General features: G+C 70.1%; 19 protein-coding genes. 13 read left to right on the top strand and 6 right to left on the bottom strand.

The genetic code is table 11. The features are described 5' to 3' along the window. The first annotated feature begins 17 nt into the window (after nt 1-17). On the top strand, nt 18-2060 hold the full coding sequence (locus N7E59_RS05535; RefSeq protein WP_261623924.1) for an FAD/NAD(P)-binding protein: 2043 nt from the start codon (nt 18-20) through the stop codon (nt 2058-2060). Here the strand turns inward: N7E59_RS05535 and N7E59_RS05530 are convergent. Then, nucleotides 2000-4045: an acyltransferase family protein gene (locus N7E59_RS05530; RefSeq protein ID WP_261623923.1), complete on the bottom strand. Its 2046-nt coding sequence runs from the start codon at nt 4043-4045 to the stop codon at nt 2000-2002. The genes N7E59_RS05535 and N7E59_RS05530 overlap by 61 nt on opposite strands. A gap of 121 nt (nt 4046-4166) precedes the next feature. Further along, the gene (locus N7E59_RS05525) at nt 4167-5570 is read right to left on the bottom strand and encodes an FAD-binding oxidoreductase (protein WP_261623922.1); all 1404 of its coding nucleotides are present in this window, start codon (nt 5568-5570) and stop codon (nt 4167-4169) included. Nucleotides 5571-5869: 299 nt separating this feature from the next. Between N7E59_RS05525 and N7E59_RS05520 the strand changes: the two genes are divergently transcribed. The 6 genes from N7E59_RS05520 (at nt 5870) to N7E59_RS05495 (ending at nt 12737) form a co-directional block, all read left to right on the top strand. Further along, nucleotides 5870-7189, top strand: a complete 1320-nt coding sequence (locus N7E59_RS05520) for an MFS transporter (protein WP_261623921.1) — start codon at nt 5870-5872, stop codon at nt 7187-7189. A 133-nt stretch (nt 7190-7322) separates the two neighbouring features. After that, a complete protein-coding gene (locus tag N7E59_RS05515) occupies nt 7323-8447 on the top strand; it encodes an ABC transporter substrate-binding protein (protein ID WP_261623920.1) in 1125 nt (374 codons plus the stop codon). Between the two features lie 145 nt (nt 8448-8592). Next, nucleotides 8593-9657, top strand: a complete 1065-nt coding sequence (locus N7E59_RS05510) for an ABC transporter permease (protein WP_261623919.1) — start codon at nt 8593-8595, stop codon at nt 9655-9657. A 2-nt stretch (nt 9658-9659) separates the two neighbouring features. Next, nucleotides 9660-10451: an ABC transporter ATP-binding protein gene (locus N7E59_RS05505; RefSeq protein ID WP_261623918.1), complete on the top strand. Its 792-nt coding sequence runs from the start codon at nt 9660-9662 to the stop codon at nt 10449-10451. Between the two features lie 178 nt (nt 10452-10629). Next, nucleotides 10630-11829, top strand: a complete 1200-nt coding sequence (locus tag N7E59_RS05500) for a glycine cleavage T C-terminal barrel domain-containing protein (protein WP_261623917.1) — start codon at nt 10630-10632, stop codon at nt 11827-11829. Nucleotides 11830-11831: 2 nt separating this feature from the next. After that, nucleotides 11832-12737, top strand: coding sequence for a methylenetetrahydrofolate reductase (locus N7E59_RS05495; protein ID WP_261623916.1), 906 nt, complete (start codon nt 11832-11834; stop codon nt 12735-12737). Here the strand turns inward: N7E59_RS05495 and N7E59_RS05490 are convergent. Next, nucleotides 12693-14090, bottom strand: a complete 1398-nt coding sequence (locus N7E59_RS05490) for a short-chain fatty acid transporter (RefSeq protein ID WP_390905012.1) — start codon at nt 14088-14090, stop codon at nt 12693-12695. The genes N7E59_RS05495 and N7E59_RS05490 overlap by 45 nt on opposite strands. A gap of 193 nt (nt 14091-14283) precedes the next feature. Here N7E59_RS05490 and N7E59_RS05485 point away from each other — a divergent pair, with 193 nt between their 5' ends. From N7E59_RS05485 to N7E59_RS05475, 3 genes are read left to right on the top strand one after another with little or no spacing between them, the layout of a single operon-like run. Continuing rightward, the gene (locus N7E59_RS05485) at nt 14284-15492 is read left to right on the top strand and encodes a thiolase family protein (RefSeq protein WP_261623915.1); all 1209 of its coding nucleotides are present in this window, start codon (nt 14284-14286) and stop codon (nt 15490-15492) included. Between the two features lie 4 nt (nt 15493-15496). Beyond that, complete coding sequence (locus N7E59_RS05480) at nt 15497-16306, top strand: enoyl-CoA hydratase/isomerase family protein (RefSeq protein ID WP_261623914.1); 810 nt, start codon at nt 15497-15499, stop codon at nt 16304-16306. Further along, complete coding sequence (locus N7E59_RS05475) at nt 16303-17157, top strand: 3-hydroxyacyl-CoA dehydrogenase family protein (RefSeq protein WP_261623913.1); 855 nt, start codon at nt 16303-16305, stop codon at nt 17155-17157. The genes N7E59_RS05480 and N7E59_RS05475 overlap by 4 nt, the downstream gene beginning before the upstream one ends. 102 nt (nt 17158-17259) lie before the next feature. On the opposite strand, the gene N7E59_RS05470 is transcribed toward N7E59_RS05475, so the two are convergent. Genes N7E59_RS05470 through pdhA form a run of 3 tightly spaced genes read right to left on the bottom strand, consistent with a single transcriptional unit; the run spans nt 17260 to nt 20892 of the window. Then, nucleotides 17260-18651 (bottom strand): dihydrolipoamide acetyltransferase family protein, encoded by a 1392-nt coding sequence (locus N7E59_RS05470; RefSeq protein ID WP_261623912.1) that lies wholly within the window; start codon nt 18649-18651, stop codon nt 17260-17262. 1 nt (nt 18652) lies between these two features. Beyond that, a complete protein-coding gene (locus N7E59_RS05465; protein ID WP_261623911.1) occupies nt 18653-19684 on the bottom strand; it encodes an alpha-ketoacid dehydrogenase subunit beta in 1032 nt (343 codons plus the stop codon). Nucleotides 19685-19686: 2 nt separating this feature from the next. Next, the gene (gene pdhA / locus N7E59_RS05460; RefSeq protein ID WP_390905011.1) at nt 19687-20892 is read right to left on the bottom strand and encodes a pyruvate dehydrogenase (acetyl-transferring) E1 component subunit alpha; all 1206 of its coding nucleotides are present in this window, start codon (nt 20890-20892) and stop codon (nt 19687-19689) included. Between the two features lie 180 nt (nt 20893-21072). On the opposite strand from pdhA, the gene N7E59_RS05455 reads away from it, so the two are divergent. From N7E59_RS05455 to paaZ, 3 genes are all read left to right on the top strand, one after another. After that, nucleotides 21073-21582 (top strand): Lrp/AsnC family transcriptional regulator, encoded by a 510-nt coding sequence (locus N7E59_RS05455; RefSeq protein ID WP_261623910.1) that lies wholly within the window; start codon nt 21073-21075, stop codon nt 21580-21582. A 91-nt stretch (nt 21583-21673) separates the two neighbouring features. After that, entirely contained in the window at nt 21674-21850 is a 177-nt protein-coding gene (locus N7E59_RS05450; protein ID WP_261623909.1) for a hypothetical protein, read from the top strand. A gap of 173 nt (nt 21851-22023) precedes the next feature. Continuing rightward, nucleotides 22024-24129, top strand: a complete 2106-nt coding sequence (paaZ, locus tag N7E59_RS05445) for a phenylacetic acid degradation bifunctional protein PaaZ (RefSeq protein ID WP_261623908.1) — start codon at nt 22024-22026, stop codon at nt 24127-24129. Nucleotides 24130-24135 lie beyond the last annotated feature (6 nt).

The following is a 24135-nucleotide window of genomic DNA, read 5'->3' as shown; positions in this document are numbered from 1 at the left end:
CCAGTAGGCTGATCTGCATGCACAGTGCACAGGAGCGTGTGATCGCCGTCGTCGGCGCCGGACCCCGCGGCACGTCATTCCTGGAACGTCTGCTCTCGCAGCTGGAACGCGGCGAGCCGCGGGACCCCGCCGACCGTCGGCTTCGGATCATCGTGATCGACCCGGCCCCGCACGGCGCCGGACGCGTCTGGGATCCGGACCAGTCCCCGCTGTTCCTGATGAACACGCCCGCCTCATTCCCTACCGCGGCACCCGCCGCGGCGACATGCGCAGAACTGCCCGCCTCGTCTGCGGCGATGAGCTACGCCGACTGGCGCCGCTCCGACCAGGGTCGGGTCAGCGCCGACGAGTCCCGCACCGGCCGAGGCCAGAACCTCGGGGGAGAGGCCGACGACAACGACTATCCGGCCCGGGCCGACTACGGGCGCTACCTGACCGCCCTGCACCGCCGCATCGTCGAGGCGCTGGAGGCGCTCGACGGCGTCACCGTCGACTCCCGACGTGCCTCGGCCACCGGCCTGCGCCCCAGGCGCGGGGCCTACGAGGTCACCCTCGACGACGGCACGTGGCTCGCCGCCGACTCGGCCGTGCTCAGCCTCGGCCACGTGCCCGCCCGTCTCAACGAGTCCGCCGCCAGGATCGCCGTCGTCGCCGCAGAGCTCGGGCTGCGCTACGTCCCGCCCAGCGTCCCCACCGATGTGGACCTCGAGGCGATACCCGCCGGAGAGAACGTCCTCATCCGCGGCATGGGGCTGAACTTCTTCGACCTGATGATCGGCCTCACCGCCGGACGGGGCGGCACCTTCACCCACGACCCCCACGCGCCGGCCGGCCGCCGCATGCACTACACCCCCTCCGGACGCGAGCCGCATCTGATCGCCGGCTCCCGCCGAGGCACCCCCTACCGGGCGAAGTCGGTGGCCCGCGGCTTCGTGCCCGAGGGCGTCGAGCTCGTCCACTTCACCGACGACACCATCGCCGAGGTCGTCTCCCGCCACGAGACCGTCGAGTTCGCGGCCCACCTGTGGCCGCTGCTGCAGCGCGACGTGCTCCGCACCTACTACCGCACCCTGGCCCACGTGGCCCCAGAGCTCTTCGCCGACGGACCGCAGGACTTCCTCGACGAGTTCGACGAGCTGCTGCACGCCTCCCGAGGAGGGGAGCAGGTGCTCAATGCGCAGGGACGCCGGCTGCTGAGCCGTCACGCGCCCGACGCCCTGTGGTTCGACGTCCGTGCCATGGCGCGGCCCTTCGCCGACACCATCTTCGACTCCTCGGCCCAGTACCAGGAGCAGGTGCGGAGCTACCTCGAAGACGATGCGCACTCCTCGGTCGCCGGCACGTCCAGCCCGGTGAAGATGGCCGTGGGCGCCCTGCACGCCGGGCGCATCAGGCTCAAGGCGCTCATCAGTGAGCACACGATCTCCGACGCCAGCCTGGTCAGCGACGTCGAAGGATGGTTCGAGGCGCTGGTCGAAGGCCTGGCCAGCGGTCCGCCGGTGCAGCGCATCGAGGAGCTGGTCGCCCTGAGCCGCGCCGGCATGGTCGAGTTCCTCGGCCCGGATCCGAACTTCGAGGTCGAACGCGACTCCGGGACGTTCATCGCCGAGTCTCCCTGGGTCGACGCCGACCCCGTCCACGCCTCGTGGCTGCTGGAGGCGATGATGCCCGCCAACCGTGTCCAGCTCTCCGACTCCCCGCTGGTGGCGGGGCTGCTCGCCGACGGCTATGCGCGGCCCCGCGAGATCCTCGACTCCGTCGGCTCCCCCCGCGCGGGCAAGGGCTTCGACGTGACCGACCCGCCCTACCGGCTCATCGACGTCCGCGGCGAGGTCCTCGACGGCGTGTACGTGCTGGGCCTGCAGCTCTCCTCGGTCCAGTGGGGCACCGCCATCGCCGCCGAGTCCGGGGGGTCGGTGGCCGACACCGCGCGCACCCTGGCCGACGCCGACGCCGCGGCCGCGGGGATCCTCGCCCGGGCGGGCCTCGGCCCCCGGGCTCAGTCCTCCGGTGCCGGCTCTGGGGCCGACTCCAGGGCGGACTCCAGGGTCTCCACGTAGAGCTCCGCACCGGTGGGCCCCGGGTGGATGCCGTCGCCGGCCAGCAGATCTGGACGCTCGCTGATCGCGGCGTCCCAGTCGACCAGATGCACGTGGTCGTGCTCCTCGGCGGCGTCGGCGAGGATACGGTTGTTCTCCGGCACCCAGTCGACGGAGAGTCCGTGCGCATTGACCAGGTAGACCTCGCGCTCCCGGCCCGCGGTCTCCAGCAGGTCGTCGAGCTCCTCCTCGGTCACCGGGCCGTTGGTCGCCAGCGAGACGACGACGACGTCGCGGAGTCTGCCCTCACCCTCCAGCTGTGCGGCGATGTCGACGCCGTCTCCGATGAACCGTGAGGTCGCGGCATGGATGTCGATGCCGTCGAGCTGCTCCAGCAGGGGAGGAGAGGCGGCCACGCCGACCGAATCGCCGATGTAGGTGATCGACCCTCCGGAGACGGCCTCCCCGCCCGCGTCGGAATCTCCGTCCGCGGCGTCGTCCGCCGCGTCGACCTCATCCTCATCGTCTTCCTCGTCAGGGGTGTCATCGGTCTCGTCCCTGGTGCCGTCGGGCTCCTCGACGGTCCCGTCCTCAGTCTGCTCGGGCGGCTCGGGACTCTCCGGGGATTCTGACCGCTCGGTCTCGTCGGTCTCGTCGGCCTCCTCCAGCGCCTGCTCGCCGGCGGCCACGTAGTCCTGGGCCGCCGTCTGCTGCGGGGCCACGGCCACGGCCGCGCCGGTGGCCAGCGCGCCGACGAGCACGGCGGCGCTCGCGGCACGGGCGAAGTGCGCCCGCTGCGCACCGGCGCGCCCCACCATCCGCCTCCACAGCATCTCGGTGCAGGCGCCGAAGCCGTACCTGCGCACCGGCTGCTCGACGAACCGGTGCGAGGCGGCCGCCGCAGCCACCGAGAGCACGACCACCAGGCCGGCGCGGACCAGGGGATCCAGGGTCGGCGCCGCGTGGACGAACAGCACGTAGACCGGCCAATGCCACAGGTAGATGCCGTAGGACCGCTGGCCGATCCACACCACCAGCGGGACTTCGAGCAGCCGGACGAACGGACCCCGCGATCCGCGCCGAGCATCGTCGACCACCGCGATCAGCGCGACCAGGGTCAGCAGGCTCGCCCCGACCAGCCCCCAGGGATGCAGCCACAAGGGCTGCTCGCCGACCGAGGAGAGGGACAGCCACACGAGGGCGACGACCGCGGCCGGTCCGAGCACATGGCGACTCAACCGTCGGGCCCCCCGGCGCTGGAGTGCGTTGTTCGACTGGGCGCCCTGCAGCACCCACGGGCGGGCCAGGGCCAGCGCCGCTCCGGCCATCAGGCCGAAGGCATGGGTGTCGGTGCCGTAGTAGACCCGCGAGGGGGAGGACCCGGTCTGGATGAGCACCAGCATCGCCGCCGCCGAGGCGACGGCCAGGCCGACGGCCACCCATCGGGTCCGGCGGATGCCCGGCAGCAGGGTGAGCATCACCGCCAGCACCACCGGCCACAGCAGGTAGAACTGCTCCTCCACCGCCAGGGACCACAGATGGGTGAACAGCTCCGGACTGCTCTGGGTGAAGTACTCGTTGCCCGCGGCGATGTTCGTCCAGTTGGAGGTGAAGCTCAGCGCGCCGAAGACCTGGCGATCCATGCCGGCCAGGGCGTCTCCGCCGACGGCCAGCGCGGCGGGCACGGTGACCAGCACCAGCAGGAGGATCGCCGGGAGGAGCCGGCGGATGCGACGGACCCAGAACCTCGGCAGGCTCAGGTAGCCGTTGTTCTGCCCCTCCTTGAGCAGCAGGGAGGTGATGAGGAAGCCGGAGATCACGAAGAACGCGTCGACCCCGATCATCCCGGTGGGCATCCACGCCGGCATCAGGTGATAGATCAGCACCAGCACCACGGCGAGTGCGCGGAGTCCGTCCAGGCCCGGCAGCGTATAGCTCCGCTTCGCGGCGGCCGGCCTACCGCCGAACCGTTCCGCACGCGCCGACTCCTGCACAGGCGGTCCCACTTTCCCGTCGTATTGCCCGTCGCCCGGACTCCGTTCCCCTGAGGCCACAGTCTAGGGAGACCCCACCGGCGAAGACCCCCGGATCAGGGGTGACGGCTCAGACTGTGACCATCCTGTTGCCTCAGAGCACCCCGCGCGCCGGGTTCAGCAGATGGGTCGGGTCGAAGGCGTCCTTGATGCGGCGTTGGAGTTCGATGACCTCCGGGGACTGCTCCCAGTCGAGCCACCGCAGCTTGTATCCGCCCACGCCGTGCTCTCCGGTGATGGTGCCGCCCAGCCTCAGCGCGGTGCGCACCGAGTCGTCGAGCGCGGCGTCGAGCCGTGCCGAGACCTGCTCGAACGGTTCGTCGCCCGAGGTGCGCACGGAGAAGGTGGGATGGAGGTTGCCGTCGCCGGCGTGGGCGACGACCTTCAGCTCGACCCCGTGGGCGACGGCGATGTCGTGCATCTGTTCGATGCAGGCCACCAGCTGCGAGCGGGGCACTGCGATGTCCTCGCCGACCCGGATCTCATCGGGCAGGCCGTCCCCGCGGGCGTGCCGCCGCAGCTCGACCAGCCGGTCCGCCTCCTCGGAGCCCGATTCGGTGACCTCCGCGCCCAGTCCGCGCAGGGCCTCGCGCACCAGCTCGGCCTCGACGGAGGCGCCGTGTCCGTCGGTCTGCACCAGGAGCAGGGCCTCTCCGCGTCGGGCGAGGTCGGAGCCGCGGGCCTCGTCGAGCGCGCGCATGGTCGCGCTGTCGAGCAGTTCGGTGATCGCGGGCTGGACCCCGGCCCGCGACATCTCCACCACGCCGGAGGCCGCGGTCGAGAGGTCGGGGAAGAACGCACCGATGGTCTCCACGGCGAGGCTCCGGTGGCGCAGACGGACCGTGGCCCCGACGACGATCCCCAGGGTGCCCTCGGAGCCGACGATCAGGGAGGTGAGGTCGTATCCGGCCACGTTCTTGAACGTCGCCGATCGGGTGCTGATCAGCGATCCGTCGGCGAGCACCACGTCCAGCGAGAGCACCGAGTCCCTGGTCACTCCGTACTTCGCGCAGCGCAGGCCTCCGGCGTTGGTGGCGATGTTCCCGCCGATGGTGCTGATCGTCCAGCTTGCCGGGTCCGGGGCATACATCAGGCCGTGCTCGGCCGCGGCGGCGTCGAGGTCGGCGACGATCACGCCGGGTTCCACGGTCGCGGTGGAGTCTTCGGCGCTGACCCGGATGATGCGGTCCATCCCGGTCATCTCCAGCACCAGGCATCCGTGGACCGCATTCGCTCCTCCGGCCAGCCCGGTCCCGGCGCCGCGGGTGACCACGGAGCGGCCGTGGGTCCGGGCCAGACGGACCGCGGTCCGGACCTCTGCGACGGTCTGCGGTCGCACGACGGCTGCGGGCAGCTGCGGGGTGAGGTGGTCTGCCGGGCCCAGGTCGGCGGCTCGGCTGTGCAGGTCCTCGGGATCGGTGCTGACGATCTGATCGGGGAGTTCGGCCCGCAGGGCGTCGAGGAGGGGGTCTGTCGGGGTGTCGGAGGAGTTCGCCATGGTCCGATCGTAGGTCCGGCGGCGGCCCCGATCCATTGCCCTCGGGAATTACCAACCAATCGGTCGGGAAAGGTGCTACAGTTCACTCATCGGTGATTCGCATCACATCCGAACGCGGACCCCATCAGGATGCGACGACGACGTCGCGACCTCGACCGGCACCCCGCGAGCGGCGCCCCAAGGCCTCCTGAGCGATCATCGATCCGCACCACGAGCACAAGAGTGTCGGATGGAATCCGCATCTCTGGGAGGGGAGTCCCTTGAGTCAGAAGGCCTATGTCAGCAGCGAGGGTCACGAGATGACCCGCGAGGAGAAGAAGGTCCTCGCAGGGACCCTCGTCGGCACCACCATCGAGTGGTACGACTTCTTCATCTACGCCCAGGCCGCCGGCTTCGTCCTGGCGGTCCTCTACTTCGAACCGCTCGGCGCCGAGAACCCGGCCCTGGCACAGATCGTGGCCTGGTCCTCGGTCGGCATCTCCTTCCTGTTCCGCCCGCTGGGCGCGATCGTCTCCGGTTGGCTGGGGGACAGGTTCGGTCGCAAGCTGGTCCTCTTCATCACCCTGACCGGTATGGGTGTGGCCACCGTGCTCATCGGTATGCTGCCCACCTACGCCGCCTGGGGTGCGGCCGCACCGATCCTGCTGATCGTGCTGCGCATCCTGCAGGGCCTGTCCGCCGGCGGTGAGTGGGGCGGCGCCGCCCTGCTGTCGGTGGAGCACGCTCCGCGCCACAAGCGCGGACTCTTCGGCGCCTACCCGCAGGTCGGCGTCCCGCTGGGCATGCTGATGGCCACCGGCTTCATGTTCGGCCTCAACGCCGTGACCACCGAGGAGCAGTTCCTCGCCTGGGGCTGGCGCGTGCCGTTCCTGTTCTCCTTCGTGCTGATCATCGTCGGCATCCTCATCCGACTGAAGGTCGACGAGTCCCCGGTCTTCGAGGAGATGAAGGAGCGCAAGAAGGAGTCCTCGGCCCCGCTGTCGGAGCTGGTGACCACCCACAAGAAGTACACCTTCCTCGCCGCGGTGATCTTCGCGGCCAACAACGCCGCCGGCTACCTCGTCATCGCGTTCTTCGCCGCCTACGGGGTCAACACCCTGGGCATGGACCGCGGGGCCACCCTCATCGCCTCCGTCATCGGCGGCGTCGGATGGTTCGCCTTCACGCTCTTCGGCGGATGGATCTCCGACCGGTGGGGACGAGTACGGACGTTCCAGATCGGCTACATCATCATCATCATCTGGGCGATCCCGATGTGGTTCCTGCTCGACACCGCCTCGCTGCCGCTGTTCGCCCTGGCCATCTTCATCCTCACCATCGGCCTCGGCCCGTCCTACGGTCCGCAGTCGGCGCTCTACGCGGAGATGTTCCCCGTCTCCATCCGCTTCTCCGGAGTCTCCATCGGCTACGCGCTGGGATCCATCATCGGTGGTGCCTTCGCCCCGATGATCTCCCAGGCGATCCTCGACGGGACGGGGCAGTCGTGGCTGATCGGGGTCTACATCGCGGGGCTCGGCATCATGTCGCTGACGGCGGTCTCCCTGGTCCCGAAGGGTCTGCAGGGGATCAACCTGATGGACGACTCCGAGCGCTCCGGCCTCTCACCGGTGGGTCGCTGATCCCCGATCGGATCAGTCAGGCACTATGAGAGACATCACACAGCTGCCGGGTGCCGTCTACCGTGACGGCACCCGGAGCGCCGAGCCCACAAGGCGCGGCACCCGGCTCGCCCGCACCGATCAAGGAGGAACAATGCGTCAGCGACACCACATCATGAAGGTCACCGCACTCACCGGGGCCGCGGCACTCATGCTCACCGCATGCGGCAACGGAGACGGCGGCGGAGGCGACGACGACGGCGGCGACGGCGAGAGCTACAGCATCGGCGTCACCCAGATCGTCTCCCACCCCTCGCTCGACGCCGCGCGGGACGGCTTCAAGTCCGCCTTCGAGGAGGCCGACGTCGAGGTCGAATGGGACGAGCAGAACGCCCAGGGCGAGCAGGCCACCGCGACCAACATCGCCGGCACCTTCGCCAACGCCGACCTGGACCTGGTCCTGGCCATCGCGACTCCGACCGCCCAGGCCGCGGCCCAGGCCATCGACGACACCCCCATCGTGTTCACCGCGGTGACCGACCCGGAGGAGGCCGGCCTGGTCGACTCCTGGGACGAGCCGGGCGGCAACATCACCGGCACCTCGGACATGAACCCGGTCCAGGAGCAGCTCGAGCTGCTCCAGGAGATCGACCCCGACGCCGAGACCGTGGGCATCGTCTACTCCTCCGGCGAGGCGAACTCGCAGGTGCAGGTCGACATGGCCAAGGAGGCCGCCGACGAGCTCGGCCTCGAGATCGAGGAGTCCACGGTCACCACCTCCGCCGAGGTCCAGCAGGGTCTGCAGTCCCTCGACGTCGACGCGGTCTACGTGCCGACCGACAACGTGGTGGTCTCCGCCCTGGAGACCGTGATCCAGTACGGCGAGGACAACGAGCTGCCGATCATCGCCGCCGAGGGCGACTCGGTGACCCGCGGCGCGGTGGCCACCTACGGCATCAACTACGAGAAGCTGGGCCAGCAGGCCGGTGAGATGGCGCTGCGGGTGCTGCAGGACGACGAGGACCCGGCGTCGATGGCCGTCGAGGAGCAGTCCGAGCTGGAGCTCTACATCAACCCGGAGGCCGCCGAGGCCCAGGGCATCGAGATCTCTGACGACCTGCTCGACCGCGCCGACGTCGTCGTCGGCGAGGACGTCGAGGCTCAGGACCCGGCTGAGGCCGGCGAGGAGGAAGAGGAGGAGGACGACGAGGACTCTGAGGACGAGGACGCCGAGGACGAGGGCGCCGAGGACGAAGAGGCCGAGGACGACGACTCCTGATCCCCGTCACCCGCACCGGATCCCCCGTCGCCGCGAGGCGGCGGGGGATCACCGCGGGGCCGGCGAACCGTCGACCGGACCCCGCACCCCGCCGCACACCCCGCGGCCCACGCAATACACCTCTCCACACCCCCGATGAGGACAGATGATCACAGCAGTCGAGCTCGGCCTGATCTACGCGATCGTGGCGTTGGGCGTCTATCTGACGTTCCGAGTGCTCAATTTCCCCGACCTGACGGTCGACGGCTCGTTCACCACCGGCGCCGGCACGGCCGGCGTGCTGATCGTCCAGGGGGTGAACCCGTTCCTGGCCACCGCGGCGGCCTTCCTCGCCGGTGCGATCGCCGGCCTCATCACCGGCCTGCTGCACACCAAGGGGAACATCAACGGACTGCTGGCCGGCATCCTGACCATGATCGGGCTCTACTCGATCAACCTGCGCATCATGGGCGCCTCCAACGTCCCCCTGCTGGGCGAGGACACCCTGTTCACCATGATGTACGGCTTCGTCGACCGCGGCATCGCATCCATCGCCGTGCTGATCGTCGTCGCGCTGCTCTTCAAGCTCGTCATCGACTGGTACCTGCACACCGACACCGGGATGGCGCTGCAGGCCACCGGTGACAACGAACTGATGATCCGCTCCTTCGCCGTCTCCACCGATCGGCAGAAGATCTACGGTCTGATGATCTCCAACGGGCTCGTCGCCGTCGCCGGCGCGCTGGTGGCCCAGTACCAGGGCTTCGTCGACATCCAGATGGGCATCGGTCTGATCCTGGTCGGACTGGCCTCGGTGATCGTCGGGCAGGCGATCTTCGGCTCCCGACTCGTCATCCAGGCGACCTTCGCCGTGCTGCTGGGTGCGGTGCTCTACCGACTGGCCATCCAGTTCGCCCTCAACGCCGGCCTGAACCCCAACGACATGAAGCTGCTCTCCGCGCTGCTGGTGATCGCCGCGCTGCTTCTTCCCCAGTGGTCCGGCTTCCGCCGGCTGGCGAAGTGGCGGCGCGGGCTCGGCGCGGGCGGCGGCTCCGCGATGCTCACCGCTGAGGGCGCCGACGCCGCGGCCGAGGCCGAGAGCACCCCCGCCGAGGAGGTCGTCGAGGAGCCCGCGGGCGCCCCCGCGGCCGAGGGAAGCGGAGGGTCCGCCGAACCTGGAGGGGCCGGAGAGACCGGACAGACCGGACAGACCGGACAGAAGGAGTCCTGAGCATGCTGACCATCGATCAGGTCTCGAAGACCTTCTTCCCCGGCACCGTCAACGAGCGCAAGGCCCTGGTGGACGTGTCCCTGGACATGCACGAGGGCGACTTCGTCACGGTCATCGGCTCCAACGGCGCCGGCAAGTCGACCATCCTGAACACGATCGCCGGCCGCATCCCCCAGGACCACGGTCAGGTGCTGCTCGCCGGTCGCGAGATCTCCAAGCAGAAGGAGCACCAGCGGGCGGCCCGCATCGGCCGGGTCTTCCAGGACCCCATGGCCGGCACGGCGCCCAACCTCACCATCGAGGAGAACCTGGCGCTGGCCGATCGCCGCGGTGCCTTCCGCGGGCTGGCGCGGGCGGTGACCCGGTCCAAGCGGGATCGGTTCGCCGAGGAGCTCAAGGCCCTGGAGCTGGGCCTGGAGAACCGGCTGAAGACGAAGGTCGGGCTGCTCTCCGGCGGTCAGCGGCAGGCGCTGAGCCTGCTGATGGCGACCTTCTCCCGGCCCAAGGTCCTGCTCCTCGACGAGCACACCGCGGCCCTGGACCCCCAGCGCGCGGCGCTGGTGACCCGGCTGACCAAGCAGGTCGTCGAAGGTCAGGGGCTGACCACGCTGATGGTCACCCACAACATGAACCAGGCGCTTGAGGTCGGCAACCGGCTGATCATGATGCACGAGGGTCGGATCATCCTCGACGCCACCGAGGCGGAGAAGCGGAACATGACGCCGGAGGACCTGCTCCACCGGTTCTCCCAGCTCAAGGGCGCCGCCCTGGACGACAAGACCATGCTGCAGTGACCTGAGCCCTCCGGACGCCCATGATGCGGGCCCACCCCCTGCGGGGCGGGGCCCGCATCTGCGTCTCCGGCTGCACCTGACCTCCGATGAGATGTTGCGCAGTACGCACACCATTGCGCCATACGAGTGATTGGCGTCACACTGGAGGGACAGGCTCCTACGGCCCCAGGAGGCGGCGATGCCCGTCAACACCAGCCCCGGAATGCTCCTCTACCCGCGGATCCGGAAGTCGCCGTTCTTCTGCGCCTCGCGACAGCACGGCGTGGCCATGTACAGCGTCTACAACCGCACGTACCACGCCCGCCACTACGGCGACCCGATCGCCGAGTACTGGGCCCTGCTCAACGGGGTCACGCTGTGGGACGTCGGCGTCGAACGCCAGATCGAGATCACCGGTCCCGACGCCTTCGACTTCACGAATCTGCTGGTCACCCGAGACCTCACGAAGTGTCGGGTGGGCCAGTGCAAGTACGTCTTCCTCACCGATGACGACGGCGGCATCCTCAACGACCCGGTGCTGCTGCGCCTGGGGGACGACCACTTCTGGCTCTCGCTGGCCGACTCCGACATCCTGCTCTGGGCACGGGGGGTCGCACGGAACTCCGGATTCGACGTGCAGATCCGTGAGGCCGACGTGGGCCCCGTCCAGGTCCAGGGCCCACTCTCGGTCTCGGTCATGCGGGACCTCTTCGGCGAGTCGATCCTCGACGTGCCCTACTACGAGCTCCATGAGTACGAGATCGACGGGATGCCCGTGGTCGTCTCGCGGACCGGCTACACCGCCGAGATCGGCTACGAGATCTACGTCTACGACGCCAGCGTCAACGGGGTGCGCGTCTGGGAACGCATCTGGGAGGCCGGACGACCGTACGGTATGACGGTCATCGGTCCCTGCCACATCCGTCGGATCGAAGGCGGCTTCCTGGCCCACGGCGCCGACATCACCTTCGACACCAACCCCTACGAGGTGGGTATGGGCTACGACTGGATGGTCGACCTGGACCAGGAGGCTGACTTCATCGGCAAGCAGGCCCTGGCCCGGATCCGGGAGGAGGGTCCCCGACGACGTCTCGCCGGTGTGGAGATCGGAGGAGCCCGGCTGGGCAGCTACAACGACGGCTCCATGATCGACGCATTCGCCGTCCGCCGCGGGGGCCGGCTGGTCGGCCACGTCCCCTCGGCCTGCTGGTCGCCGCGGCTCGAGCGGAACATCGGATACGCGATGGTGCCCAGCGAGCTCGCCGAGCTGGGCACGGATCTGCAGATCGAGACCGGGGAGGAGACCGTCGACGCCGTCGTGGTCCCCAAGCCGTTCGTCGACCCGACCAAGGACCAGCCCAAACAGGACGTCAGCGGACTCACCGGAGCCGGGGTCTGAGGATGGGCGGCGTCGGGGTCGGTGCGGGGTCGGTGGGCCCTCCGTCGCCGCTCTGGCCGTCGGTCCTCGGCGGCTCCGTCCGATTCGAGGTCATACCGCTCGACGGCGTCGTCGACGCGGTGCTGACCCATCTGGACCCCGAGGACGTCGTCACCGTGACGGCCTCCCCCCGCCACGGCCTCCAGGGCACCCTGGAGGTCGTCGACGCGCTGAGCGCAGAGGGCCGGCGGGCGGTCCCGCACCTGGCGGCCCGGATGATCCGCGGCCCCTCCGAGACGGAGGAGATCGTGGCCCGCCTGGGCGCGGCGGGTGTCGACGAGGTGTTCGTCATCGGGGGCGACGCCGCCAGACCGGCAGGTCCGTACGGCTCGGCCGAGGACCTCATGCGGTCCCTGCTCCAGCAGCGTCCCGACCTGCGGATCGGGATCGCCGGCTACCCCGAACCGCATCCGGGCATAGCCCCCGAGGACCTCGACGCCGCCTGGGCGGCCAAGCGGGAGCACGCCAGCGAGGTGGTCAGCCAGATGTGCTTCGACGCCGAGGCGATCGTGGACTGGATCTCGGGGCTGCCCGGACGCGGCGTCGGACCGCCGGTGCGCCTCGGGGTGGCCGGGCCGACGAGCACCGCACGCCTGATCAGAGTCGGGGCCCGGATCGGGGTCGGGGACTCGCTGCGCGTCCTCAGCCGTCACCGCGGGGGGCTGCGGGCGCTGATGGGCCCGGGCACATGGACGCCCGACGCCCTGCTCGACGAGGTGGTCCGGCGCTCCGCCTCCGCCGACGACCTCGGCCCGGTCGGGCTGCACCTCTACACGTTCAACGCCGTGGCGGATTCGGCCCGCTGGTGGCGACGGGTGCGCCGGTCAGCCGGAGACGATGAGCATCGTGGCACCGAACACCAGTCCTGAGGCGATGAGCGCGATGGTGGTGTAGCTGAGGATGTCGCGCATCTTCAGCCCCGCGATGGCCAGCAGCGGCAGCGCCCAGAACGGCTGGATCATGTTCGTCCACTGGTCCCCGTAGGCCACCGCCATGATGGCCACGGCCGGATCGGTGCCCAGGGCTTCGGCGGCGTCGAGCAGGATCGGCGCCTGGATGGCGATCTGTCCGCCTCCCGAGGGGACGAAGAAGTTCACCAGTCCCGCCGAGAGGAACGCCCACAGGCCGAAGGTCTCCGGAGTGGAGATCGCCACGAAGGCCTCGGAGAAGACCTCGATCAGCCCGGTGCCGTCCATCATGCCGAGGATCCCCGCGTAGAGCGGGAACTGCAGCAGGATCTCACCCACGTTCGACGCCGCGTTCTTCGTCAGCACGATCAGTTCGAACGGGCTGCGCACCAGCAGCATGATCAGCGCCAGGAAGGACCAGTTGACGATGTCCAGGGTCAGCGAGCCGCCGCCGGCGAAGTGGATCACCAGGTAGCCGGTGAACAGCAGCCCCATGATCAGCGTCGGGATGCGGGAGGCGTCGGCGCGGTCGGCCGGAGTGACGACCTCCGCCTCGGCGTCGACGTCGCCCTCGGTGATGTCCGCGTCCAGCGTCCGGATCTGAGACGGGTCCCGGGGTGCGACCAGGGCCAGGGAGAGCCCGACGACGAGGATCGTGACCACCACGGCGATGAGGTTCCACGAGGCGAAGATCGTCTCGGAGATCGGCAGGGGCTCGCCGAGCTGCTCGGCGACGAAGGAGTCCTCCGTGGCGGCGGTCAGCGGGCCGGAGGCCGAGTACCCCATGTGCCACACGACGAATCCGGCGAAGCCTGAGGCCACCAGCATCGGGAAGTGCACGGGGATCTCGCGGCGCCGGCTCTGTTCGGCGACCTCGCGGGCCAGCAGTCCGCCGACCACCAGGCCCAGCCCCCAGGTGATCAGCGAAGCCAGTGCGGCGACGAGGAAGACGAAGAGATAGGCCTGCATCGGCGTGCGCGGCACACGGCCCAGACGGCGCAGCAGGGCGCGGACCGGACGGGTGGAGGCCAGGATGTGGCCGAGGAACAGGATCAGCGCCATCTGGGTGATGAAGTCCAGCAGGCCGGAGAGCCCGAGCCCCCACTCCTCGACCACGGTCAGCGGGCCGGAGTCGGTGAGGACCAGGGCCAGCGCCGCGACGATCAGAGTCAGGGCGATGGCGAAGAGCAGGGCCGACGGGATGAACCGTTCGACCAGTGCGTTAATCGGGCGCATGACCGGTCCCAGAAGGGCGCCGCCGCCGCGCGGCGAGCCTCCCGAGGGCGTGCCCGCGGTGTGCTCCGAGGTGCTCATAGGTGCTCCGTCCCCTCCACGTGTGGCAGATACGCCCCCACTGTAGTGTGGGCGGCATCACACCGCGCCCGGAGGGGTCGTCCGATGCCCGGTCCTGTCGTGATTGACCTCACAGGGGTGCCGTGGAAGAGTATTATATGAACGATCGGTCAGTAATTCTGGCCCCTGCATCCCGAGACTCGGAGGAGCCGCCGTGCCCGCCCCATCGCCCGCATTCCTCGTCTCCGGCACCCGGACCCCCGTGGGACGCTACGGAGGCGCACTGTCCTCCGTCCGCCCCGACGACCTCGCCGCGCTGGTGGTCCGCCGCGTGGTGGAGGACTCGGGGATCGACCCCGCCGACGTCGACGAGGTCATCCTCGGCAACGCCAACGGCGCCGGCGAGGAGAACCGCAACGTCGCCCGCATGGCCTGGCTGCTGGCCGGGTTCCCCGACTCGGTGCCTGGGATCACCGTCAACCGGCTCTGCGCCTCCGGGCTCTCCGCAGTCGCCCAGGCCTCCCACATGATCGCAGCAGGCGCGGCCGACATCGTCGTCGCCGGAGGCGTCGAGTCGATGTCCCGGGCGCCCTGGGTCATGGCCAAGCCGACCACGCCCTTCGCCAAGCCGGGGGAGGTCTTCGACACCTCCATCGGATGGCGGTTCGTGAACCCGGAGTTCCTGTGCATCGACAAGCGCACCTACTCCATGCCCGAGACCGCCGAGGAGGTCGCGCGGCTGGACTCCATCACCCGGGAGGACGCCGACGCCTTCGCCGCCGAATCCCAGCGCCGCGCCGTGGCCGCGGTCGAGGCCGGGCGTCTGACCCGTGAGATCACCCCGGTGGAGGTGAAGGGGCGCAAGGGTGCGGTGACCGTCGTCGACACCGACGAGGGACCCCGTCCGGACACCACCGCCGAGGTGCTGGCCAAGCTGCGGCCCGTGGTCGCCGGGGGAGAGGTCGTCACCGCCGGCAACGCCTCCTCGCTGAACGACGGCGCCTCCGCGGTGATCGTCGCCTCGGAGCGTGCGATCGAGAAGTACGGACTGGCTCCGCGGGCGCGGGTGGTCGGTTCGGCCAACGCCGGTGTGGCCCCGGAGATCATGGGAATCGGGCCGGTCCCCGCCACGGAGAAGGTCCTCGAGCGCGCCGGCTGGGGGGTCGGGGACCTCGGGGCCGTCGAGCTCAACGAGGCCTTCGCGACCCAGTCCCTGGCCTGCATCCGCCGGCTCGGCCTGGACCAGGCCACGGTCAACGCCGACGGCGGCGCCATCGCACTGGGACACCCGCTGGGCTCCTCCGGCTCACGCATCCTGCTGACCCTGGTGCGCCGCATGGAGGACGAGGGCGTCGGCCGCGGCCTGGCGACCATGTGCGTCGGCGTCGGACAAGGCTCCGCCATGCTGGTGGAGACGGTCTGAGCCGATGGTCGACTCCACCACCGGACTGGACCCGGACGACTTCACCACCCTGCGGCTGCACGAGTCCGAGGATCGTGTCCACGCGGTGCTGGACCGCCCCGAGGTCCGGAACGCCATCGACGCGGACATGGTGACCGAGCTGCACACGATCTGCGCCGCGCTCGAAGCCGCGCCGAGGATCCTCATCCTCTCCGGCACCGAGGTTCCCGGCCGGGACGGCACGAAGAAGGGGCTCTTCGCCTCCGGCGCAGACATCGGACAGCTGAAGGAGCGGCGCCGGGACGATGCGCTCCGCGGGATCAACTCCACGATCTTCGACAGGATCGCGAAGCTGCCCATGCCGGTCATCGCGGCCCTCGACGGCTTCGCACTCGGAGGCGGGGCCGAACTCGCCTGGGCCGCGGACTTCCGCCTCGGATCCGAGTCGCTGAAGGTCGGCCAGCCGGAGACCGGGCTGGGGATCATCCCCGCCGCGGGCGCCCTGTGGCGGCTGCGCGAACTCGCCGGCGAGGCGATCGCCAAGGAGATGCTCTTCGCCGGACGCATCCTCGATGCCCAGGAGGCGCTGGAGCACGGGCTGATCAGCTCGGTGCACCCCTCCGACGAGCTGCTGTCGGCCGCCGATGCGCTGGCCGACCGCATCGCGACGCAGGACCCCCTGGCGGTGCGCGTCACCAAGCAGGTGTTCGCGATGCCGCGCGACGCGCACCCGCACGTCGACAACCTCGCCCAGGCGATCCTCTTCGAGTCCGAGGAGAAGTTCGCCCGCATGCAGGCGTTTCTGGACCGGAAGAAGAGAGGGAGCAGCTCATGACCGCATCGATCCCCACCCGCGTCGGAGTCCTCGGCGGAGGGCGGATGGGCGCCGGCATCGCCCACGCCTTCCTCATCTCGGGGGCGAGCGTGACCGTGGTCGAACGCGACCCGCAGGCCGCCCAGGCCGCGCGCGAGCGCATCGAGTCGGACCTGGCGAAGTCGCTGGAGCGCGGCAAGATCGACGGGAACCTCGACGTCTGGGTCGAGCACCTGACCGTGAGCCTCGACCACGCCGACTTCGGCGCCTGCGAGCTCGTCGTCGAAGCCGTGCCCGAGGACATGGACCTGAAGGTCGCGGCGCTGCAGCAGGTGGAGTCCCAGCTGGGGGCAGAGGCGTGGTTGGCCTCGAACACCTCGTCCCTGTCCATCACCGAGCTGGCGACGTCCCTGCAGCGCCCGGAGCGCTTCTGCGGACTGCACTTCTTCAACCCGGTGCCCGCCTCCAAGCTGGTGGAGGTCGTCCTGGGGGAGGCCACCGGCGAGGAGCTGGCCGGTCAGACCCGCGGCTGGGTCGAGGGGCTGGGCAAGACCGCCGTCGTCGTCAACGACGCCCCCGGCTTCGCCTCGTCCCGGCTCGGGGTCGCCATCGGTCTGGAGGCCATCCGCATGGTCGAGGAGGGTGTGGCCTCGGCCGAGGACATCGACAACGCCATGGTGCTGGGCTACCGGTACCCGATGGGCCCACTCGCGCTGACCGACGTCGTCGGGCTGGACGTGCGCCTGGGGATCGCCGAGCACCTGCACCGCGAGCTGGGAGACCGGTTCGAGCCCCCGCAGCTGCTGCGCGACAAGGTCGCCCGCGGCGAGCTCGGCCGGAAGTCCGGCAGGGGCTTCTTCGACTACTCCTGACCCCTCATCACACATCGAGTCCCCGATCTCTGCAGCATCTCAGGCCGATTCCGGCCCGACACGCCGCAGAGATCGGGGACTCGATGGTGGGGTGGGGGTGGGTCACATGTCGGCCAGGGCCCCGGCGGGGTTCTGCAGGCAGGTGGCCACGAAGTTGAGGAACCCACCGGCGGTGCCGCCGTCGCAGACCCGGTGGTCGAACGCCAGGGTCAGCGTGGTGACCTGACGGACCGCCAGCTCGCCGTCCATCGCCCACGGGCGCTCCAGAATCCGGCCCATGCCCAGGATGCCCACCTCCGGGTGGTTGATGATCGGCGTCGCTCCGTCGGAGCCGAAGACTCCGTAGTTGTTCACGGTGAACGTCCCTCCGGTCAGCTCCTTGCCGGAGAGCGTGCCGTCGCGCGCCTCGCCCACGATGCGCCCGATCTCGGCGTGCAGTCCGCGGGCCGAGAGACGCTCGGCGTGACGGATCACCGGCACGACGAGACCCTTCTCGGTCTGCGCGGCGAAGCCCAAGTTCACTCCGTCGAAGCGGACGATCTCCTGCTCACCGGACTCGTCGGTGTCCAGCCGGGCGGCCAGCTCCGGGTACTTCGCCAGCCCGGCGAGCACGAAGCGACCGACGAAGGCGAGGATCGACGGCGCGCCCTCTGCGGAGGTCGCCTTGAGCTTCGCCCGCATCTGCATCAGCTCGGTGACGTCGACGTCCTGCCAGACCGTCGCCTCGGGGATCTCCCGGCGGGACTGGCTGAGCTTGGTCGCCACGGCGCGGCGCATCCCGGTCACCGGGGTCCGCTCCACGATCTCCAGCCCTCCCGGGGCCTGAGCCCCGGTGCCGGCCTGCGGAGCCGCCGCGTACTCGGAGGAGCCGCGTGCCGCGGGAGCCTCTGCCGTCCCGCCGGCCTCGGCGGCTGCGAGCACGTCGGCACGCACGATCAGTCCGTCCGGACCTGAGCCGCTCAGCGAGGACAGCGCGAGGCCGTGCTGCCGGGCGAGCTTGCGCACCAGCGGGGAGGAGACGCGGGGCGCCTTCTCTGGCGCCGCAGCGGCAGGCTCCGACGCCGGAGCGGGAGCCTCGGAGCCTCGGCCGCCGCCCCTGCGACGACGACGTCGACCTCCTGCGGAGGACGAGGTGCCGTAGCCGATGAGCACGTTGCCCGACCCCTCGTCGTCAGCCTCGTCGGCGGCCGAGGGGTCGGTGCCCGCACGCTCCTCCTCGCGGTAGGACTGTGCGCCCGCGCCGGCGGAGTCAGCACCATCACCGGTGTCGACGGTGATCAGCGGCTCATCGACGATGAGCGTGTCACCCACTGCGCCGTGCAGAGTCTTCACCACCCCGGCATACGGGGAGGGCACCTCGACGGCGGACTTGGCCGTCTCGACCTCGGCGATGGGCTGATCGACGACGATCTCCTCGCCCTCCTCCACCAGCCAACTCAGCAGGGTCGCCTCGGTGAGTCCTTCGCCCAGATCGGGCAGATCGAAGGTGGTCATCTCAGTCCTCCCACTGGAGCTCGTCGAGGGCGTCGAGGATGCGGTCCACGTTCGGCAGGTGGTGCTCCTCGAGCTTGGGGGCGGGGTAGGGGATGTCGAATCCGGTCACGCGCAGCACCGGGGAGGCCAGGGAGTGGAAGCACTGCTCCTGGATCCGGGCGACGATCTCGCTGGCCACGGAGACGAATCCCTGGGCCTCGGCGACGACGACGGCCCGTCCGGTCTTCTCCACCGTCGCCCGCAGGGCCGCGTCGTCGAAGGGGACGATGGTGCGCAGGTCCAGCACCTCGGCGGAGATGCCGTCCTCCTCTGCGGCCTCGGCGGCCTTCACCGCCGCGGAGACGGAGGGGCCGTAGCTGATCAGCGAGACGTCGGTGCCCTCACGGACCACCGCCGCACGCCCCTCGGAGCCCACCGCGGTCGGCTCGCCGTCGTACCGGGCGCGCAGGTCGTCGAGGCTGACCTCATCCTTGGACCAGTACAGCTTCTTCGGCTCGAAGAACACGACCGGGTCGGGAGAGTCGACGGCCTCGCGCAGCATCAGGTATGCGTCGGAGACCGTCGCGGGGGTGAAGACCTTCAGTCCGGCGGTGTGGGCGTAGTAGGCCTCGGAGGAGTCGCAGTGGTGCTCGACTCCGCCGACCCCGCCGCCGTAGGGGATCCGGATGACGATGGGCAGCCGGACGTTGCCGCGGGTGCGGTTCGCGTACTTGGCGATGTGGCTGAAGATCTGCTCCAGGGCCGGGTAGGCGAAGGCGTCGAACTGCATCTCGATCACCGGGCGCATGCCGTTGAGCGCCATGCCCACCGCCATGCCGGCGATCCCGGATTCGGCCAGCGGGGTGTCGAAGCAGCGGGAGGTGCCGAAGCGGGCGGTCAGCCCGTCGGTGATGCGGAAGACGCCGCCGAGGGTGCCGACGTCCTCGCCGAAGACGCAGACCCCGGCGTCGGTCTCCATGGAGTCGGCCAGGGCCGTGTTCAGCGCTGCGGCGAAGGTGGTCTTCGCGGGAGCCTGGGTGGTGGTCGCGGTCATGGTCAGCCCTCCTCGCTGCGAGCCAGCTCGTCGGCCAGCTGCTCGCGCTGGGCGCGCAGCTGTGCGGTGGGCTCGGAGTAGACGTGGTCGAAGATCTCGAGCGGATCCATCGACGGGTCGGTGGTCATGGTGGCGCGCAGGGCGGCGGCGACCTCTTCGGCGCGCTCTCCGATGCGGGTCTCGTCCTCGTTCGTCAGCACACCCCTGCCGGAGAGGAAGCGCTGCATCCGCTGCAGCGGGTCCTTCTGCTTCCACTGGTCGACCTCGTCGGAGTCCCGGTAGCGGGAGTCGTCGTCGGCGTTGGTGTGGGCCTGCATGCGGTAGGTCATCGCCTCCACCAGCAGCGGCATCGAGTGCTCGCGGGCCAGGTGGACCGCACGACGCAGGGTGGCGAGCACCGCGACGAGGTCGTTGCCGTCGACCCGCTCGCCGGCCAGGCCGTAGCCGATGGCCTTGTGCGCCAGTGTCGGTGCGGCCGACTGGCTGGACAGCGGCACGGAGATGGCGAATCCGTTGTTCTGGACCAGGAACACCACCGGGACCTCGAAGACCGCGGCGAAGTTCAGCGCCTCATGGAAGTCGCCCTCACTGGTGGCCCCGTCGCCGCACATGGCGATGACGACGGTGTCCTCGCCGCGGAGCTTGGCCGCGTGGGCGACGCCGACGGCGTGGAGCAGCTGGGTGGTCAGCGGGGTGGACTGCGGGGCCACCTGGTGCTGCTGGGGGTCGTATCCGCAGTGCCAGTCGCCGCGGAAGGAGACCATGACGTCCTCGGGGGCGACGCCGCGGGAGATCACCGCGACGGTGTCCCGGTAGGTGGGGAACATCCAGTCGCCGTCGTCCAGGGCCAGTGCGGCCCCGACCTGGCAGGCCTCCTGCCCGTGCGAGGAGGGGTAGACCGCGAGGCGGCCCTGGCGGACCAGGGCGTAGTTCTGATCGTTGATGCGGCGGCCGATGACCAGCGCCTCGTAGGCGCGCACGAGCAGGTCGTCGTCGGGCAGCGGATATTCGTGGCCGGGGCTCGTGCCCTGCTCCTCCTCGGGGACGAGCTCGCCGGTGGGGGAGAGCAGGCGGATCTGCTGCTCTGCGGGGAGCATGTACTGCTCGGGGCTGATGCCGAACTCGCGGCTGGCCTCCATGATCTGCGCGGCAGGATCGGAGGAGGGGCCGTCGAAGGAGTCCTGCAGAGGGGTGCTCTCTTCGGACATGGGTCACCTTCTTCTGCGTCGGGTGCGGGGCGGCTCCTATGAGTGTGACCCGCTTCATAGGAGGGCCGCCAGGCCTGAGCGCGTCGGTCAGGACATTCCGGACGACAGGTGCTCGATGAGTCGATCAGGCTGGACGATCTGTCACTTCAGCGTGAGAGAGCAGTGATATCGTCTGGTGCTATGCAGGTCTCACCGGACGATCAGACCTCGCCGGCCGGCTCCGCCCGCCAGGTGGTGCTGGACGACGCCGACCACCGCATCCTCGCGGCCCTGAGCCGTGACGCCCGACAGTCGGTGACGGCCCTCGCCCAGTCTCTTCACCTCTCCCGGGCCGCCACCTACGATCGGATCTCTCGGCTGCGGACGGCCGGCGTGCTCCGGGGCTTCACTGCGGTGATCGACCGCCGCCGAGCGGGGCAGGCGACGGCGGCCTACGTGTTCCTCACGCTGAAGCAGGACGACTGGGAGGTGCTGCGCAGCGGCCTGGCCGACGAGCCGGCCGTCCAGCATCTGGCGCTGGTCGGCGGGCAGTACGACGCGGTGCTGCTGGTGCGCACCGCCTCGGTGGAGGAGCTGCGTCGGGTGATCTTCGAGCGGATCCAGTCGCTGGGCTGTGTGGAGTCCACCCAGACTGCGCTGATCTTCGACGATCACGCCGAGCACCGCTACGCGGTCCCCGGGTCGGACTGAGGCGGGGTCTGGTCGGGCCTGCACCGGTGGAGCGGGCACAGGCCGTGCTCGTCCCATCGTTCGAGCCGGACCGATGGGTAGGCTCCGGGATATGGATGAGAACCGTATGGGCTACGGGATCGGAATCGGACTCCCGTTGGGAGTCGCCTTCGGCCTGACGATGGACAACGTCGCCCTCGGGATCTCACTGGGCCTCAGCCTCGGCGTCTGCTTCGGGGCGACGGGACGGGGCGGGAGCGATAAGAAGGACCCATCACCGGAGGGCTGAGTCCGTCGTTGGTCCCGTGGGGCTGAGCTCACGCGAGACTGATCAGACTGTCGTCAGGGCTCTGAAGGGCTCTGAGCGGGTGGTGATCACACGGTGGCCCCTGTGAGGTGGCACACGCTAGGATGGAGACTAAACCGACCGATCGGTCGGTAATCCCGTGCCGAGAGGACATCATGCCCGCGTCCGAGACCCTTGTGCCCACCGAGATCCTCCCCAGCCTCATCCGAGACGAGTGGTGGCGGCCGGAGGCGCCCGAGCGGATCACCGACGTCCACGACGCCTCCACCGGCGAGCTGGTCACCCGGGTCTCCACCGACGGCGTCGACGTCGCCGGCGCCGTCGACCACGCCCGCACCCGCGGCCAGCAGACCCTGGGTGAGATGACCATCCACCAGCGCGCGCTGCGCCTGAAGGAGATCGCCCAGCACCTCGACGCCCACAAGGAGGAGCTCTACGAGCTCTCCGACATGACCGGTTCCACCCGCAGGGACCACCTGATCGACGTCGACGGCGGCATCGGCACCATCCGCGTGTTCTCCTCCAAGGGCCGCAAGGAGCTGCCCAACGCCAACGTCGTCGTCGACGGCGAGGTCGAACAGCTCTCCCGCGACGGCTCCTTCCTCGGCGAGCACATCTACACCCGGCTCACCGGCGTCGCCGTGCAGATCAACGCGTTCAACTTCCCCGTCTGGGGGATGCTCGAGAAGTTCGGCCCCAGCTTCATCGCCGGCGTGCCCACCATCGTCAAGCCCGCCACCCAGACCGCCTACGTCACCCAGGCCTGCGTCCGGCTCATGCTCGACTCCGGACTCCTGCCCGAAGGGTCCCTGCAGCTGATCTCCGGCTCCGCCCGGGACCTCCTCGACCACCTCGACCACCGCGACCACGTCGCGTTCACCGGCTCGGCCGCCACCGCGCAGCTGCTGCGCTCCCACCGGAACGTGCAGAATGAGGGCGTCCGCTTCACCGCGGAGACCGATTCGCTCAACGCTGCGATCCTGGGACCCGACGCCGGACCCGGCACCGAGGAGTTCGACGCCTTCATCCGCTCGGTCACCCTGGAGATGACCGCCAAGGCCGGCCAGAAGTGCACCGCGGTGCGCCGGACCATCGTGCCCGGCGAGCACGTCGACGCCGTCGTGACGGCCCTCAGTGAGCGGCTGGAGTCCCGCACCGTGCTCGGAGACCCCCGCGACGAGGCCACCACGATGGGTGCCCTGGCCTCGAAGGACCAGCAGGCCGAGGTGTCCAAGGCGGTGCGCACCCTCGTCGACTCCGGCGGCACCGTCCGCTTCGGCGGCGAGGAGGCCGGCACCGGCTCCGCCGACGCCGAGGCCGGGGCCTTCTATCCGGCCACCGTCCTCTCCTTCGACGACGCGCGCACCCCTCAGGTCCACGCGGTGGAGGCGTTCGGCCCGGTCACCTCGGTGCTGGGCTACGCAGACGTCGACGACGCGGTCGAGCTCGCCGCCCTCGGGGGCGGGTCCCTGGTGGCCACGGTCTGCACCCACGACCCGCAGATCGCCGGAGCCTTCGCCCGCGGCATCGGCTCCCACCACGGACGTGTGCTGTTCCTGGACCGCGACGACGCGAAGACCTCCACCGGGCACGGGTCCCCGCTGCCGCACCTGGTCCACGGCGGCCCGGGCCGCGCCGGCGGCGGAGAGGAGCTCGGCGGAGTGCGCGCGGTCAAGCACTACATGCAGCGCACCGCCGTCCAGGGCTCGCCGGACCTGCTCACCGGCGTGACCGGGATCTGGCACCGCGGGGCGCAGGCGAACACCGCCACCCCGGCCACCGTGGCCGACGGGACCGCCGTCCACCCGTTCCGGAAGTCGCTGGCCGAACTGCGCATCGGCGACCAGTTCGCCTCCGACCTCCGACTGGTCACCCTGGAGGACATCCTCGCCTTCGCCGAGTCCACAGGGGACACCTTCTACGCCCACACGGACGAGGAGGCCGCCATGGCCAACCCGTTCTTCCCGCGACGGGTGGCCCACGGCTACCTGCTGGTCTCCTGGGCGGCCGGCCTCTTCGTGGAGCCCGCACCGGGACCCGTGCTGGCCAACACCGGGCTGGACGACCTGTCCTTCCAGGTGCCGGTGACCTACGACGACTCCATCCGGGTCACCCTGACCGCCAAGCAGATCACCCCGCGGGAGACCGACGACTACGGCGAGGTCCGTTGGGACACCGTCCTGCACAACCAGCGCGACGAGGTCGTCGCCACCTACGACGTGCTCACCCGCGTGGCGAAGACCTGGCCGCCGCAGGAGTGACCCCCG

This window comes from Nesterenkonia marinintestina (genome assembly GCF_025420485.1).
Classification (GTDB): Bacteria; Actinomycetota; Actinomycetes; order Actinomycetales; family Micrococcaceae; genus Nesterenkonia; species Nesterenkonia marinintestina.
The sequence above is the reverse complement of the archived record's forward strand: the minus strand, read 5'-3'. Positions and strand labels throughout refer to the sequence as shown.